This window comes from Caballeronia arvi, assembly GCF_001544695.2.
Classification (GTDB): Bacteria; Pseudomonadota; Gammaproteobacteria; order Burkholderiales; family Burkholderiaceae; genus Caballeronia; species Caballeronia arvi.
On the sequence record NZ_FCOM02000189.1, the window covers coordinates 1 to 2,111 of the forward strand.

Annotated in this window: 2 protein-coding genes and 1 pseudogene; 2 read left to right on the top strand and 1 reads right to left on the bottom strand. The window is 58.6% G+C overall.

The genetic code is table 11. From position 1 onward, the window contains the following. Positions 1-618: pseudogene (locus AWB74_RS44135) on the top strand (extracellular solute-binding protein); the annotation flags it as partial. A 57-nt stretch (positions 619-675) separates the two neighbouring features. On the opposite strand, the gene AWB74_RS44140 reads toward AWB74_RS44135, so the two are convergent. Further along, the gene (locus tag AWB74_RS44140) at positions 676-987 is read right to left on the bottom strand and encodes a hypothetical protein (RefSeq protein WP_143749538.1); all 312 of its coding nucleotides are present in this window, start codon (positions 985-987) and stop codon (positions 676-678) included. A 542-nt stretch (positions 988-1,529) separates the two neighbouring features. Between AWB74_RS44140 and AWB74_RS44150 the strand changes: the two genes are divergently transcribed. Beyond that, positions 1,530-1,874: a response regulator gene (locus AWB74_RS44150; protein WP_061152752.1), complete on the top strand. Its 345-nt coding sequence runs from the start codon at positions 1,530-1,532 to the stop codon at positions 1,872-1,874. Positions 1,875-2,111: the final 237 nt, after the last annotated feature.

Sequence of the window (2,111 nt, forward strand, 5' to 3'; positions counted from 1 at the left end):
AGGAACGACGGGCCGCCCGGAGCGAGCTCGAACGGCTTCAACGAGAACTTGACGTTGATGTCGTCCGGGAAGTGCGCGATGTGGATCGATGCGACGGCGGCCGCGGGCACGCTCTACAACAATTCGCAGCCGAAAGTGGCGAACAAAATAGGCTTCGCTGCAGCGCCGATTGCGGTGACGCCGAAGGGATCGCACTGGCTGTAGTCGTGGTCGCTCGCGATCCCCAAGACCTCGAAGTCGCAGGATGCCGCGAAGAAGTTTGTTACCTGGGGAACTTCGAAACAGTACATCGAGATGGTTGGACAGGACGAGGGTTGGGCATCCGTTCCTCCGAGCAGGAAGTCGACTTTCGCCCGCCCCGAGTACAAGCAGGCCGTTCCGTTCGGAGAATTTGTATTGAAAGCGATCGAATCGGCCGATCCGAACGACTCATCGCTCAAGAGGGTGCCGTACAGCGGCATTCAATTTGTTGCCATCCCCGAGTTCCCGTCTTTCGGGAGTGTGGTAGGGCAAGCGATTGCGGGCTTCGTCGCTGGGCAAACCAGTGTGGACGCAGCGCTGAAGGCGGGTAACGCTGCTGCCGATCGCGCGGTGAAGCAGGCGGGTTATCAAAAGTAGAATTCAGCCCCGAAATTGTCCTTGGTGTTGAGGTTCGTTAATTCCGGGAGTGGGACCTTACGGCGAGTTCGCGCCTGCGGTACATCCATGGGCGCCGAGCCCCTCGCACTTGTCGGCCAAATCGAGGTTCGTGCGGTGTGCAACAAGCCACGGAATCCCTGCGTACCCGATAATCGGACGCTTCACACGATACTCGAAGAGTTCGTGGCCGACACGTTCGAAGAGAACCGCGTCGTTCGGGTGCTGTGCAGCGTAGATGACGCTGACCAACCCCAATTCCGCCGCGCGAGGCATGGAGAACGAGCCATCGTAGGAAGATTGGAAGCTGATGTTTGAAAGTGCGCAGTAGCCGATGGAGATGGCGACCACCGGTTTCGCCACTACTGAGGCAAGCACCCGGGCGCTCCGTGTTCCTTGCCTTCGCGAAATCAGTGCAGCGACAGGCATCGCGATCTGCTCCGTAGGGTTTACGTGGACGAATAGTAGCTGTGCGTCAAATCGGTGACAAGAAAAACATGCAACGTTGCGAACGCTTTCGTCTCAACAACGCACGGCCACGATAGGCGGACTCGTTCGAACGCCGATTCGTCCACCGAGCATTCGAGACAAAAGCGATTGCGCAGGGCAAGCGCTACCGCGTTGGACGCACCTAAGCGAGGCGCCCACTTGTTAGACCGTTCAAGCTCGCGCATGACCCGACCGCGCTCGCCGATCATCCCCGAGCGATATTGCGATGAGATCAACCGGAGCGGACGTATGAGGTGCATTGACCGGCCGTGAAGCATTCTCAGCGGAACGGCCCTTGCTTCACTAGGGCAGTCGCAGTTGCTGAGTTCGGGATGCTTCGCTGCGTCGACCTTCGCCTTTGATCATCAACAAAGCTGCCCACCATTCGCGTCGTCGAGGTCAACATGCTCTTTCTCTTCGTCGACGGCGATGAAAGCGTTGCGATCGCGTTCGCCGAGCTCGCGGCATCGCTTGGCCATCGCGCTGAGGTGGCGCGTTCGGGCGGCGACGCACTGCGCCTTACGGGTCAGACTCGGTTCGACACCGTCTTCGTAGACATCCAACTACCTGACATTGACGGGCGCAGGCTTTGCAATTACATCCGCTGCGCTGGAGCCTCGCAGGACGCGTGCGTAGTTGCGGTCGCCGATCGCGGAGCTCTCGATGCGACTGGACTCCAACAATTCGACGGTCGCCTGCAAAAACCAGTTACGGAAGAAGAGCTGACGGCCATCATTCAACGTTGCTAGTAAGACCAATCCAGCAGTGTCACCAGTGCTGCGCCTTCTTTGTTGTTCACCGACACTGCCTGACGGTTCCCGAATCCAGATGCATGGAAGAACGAGGTTCACCACATTGGCGCCGGTTGACACGCACAAGGCCTTCTGGCGCAGCTCACGGACGCGAACGATGGTTTATGCTAGACGGGCGTCACTGGCGCTATCAATCGTCGTGAGCAGGTCGCTTACCATCGAAAACTGATGGTG

Bases quoted from the DNA above. Each gene is read 5' to 3' on its own strand.
- AWB74_RS44150 (WP_061152752.1), top strand. From the start codon at position 1,530: ATGCTCTTTCTCTTCGTCGACGGCGATGAAAGCGTTGCGATCGCGTTC.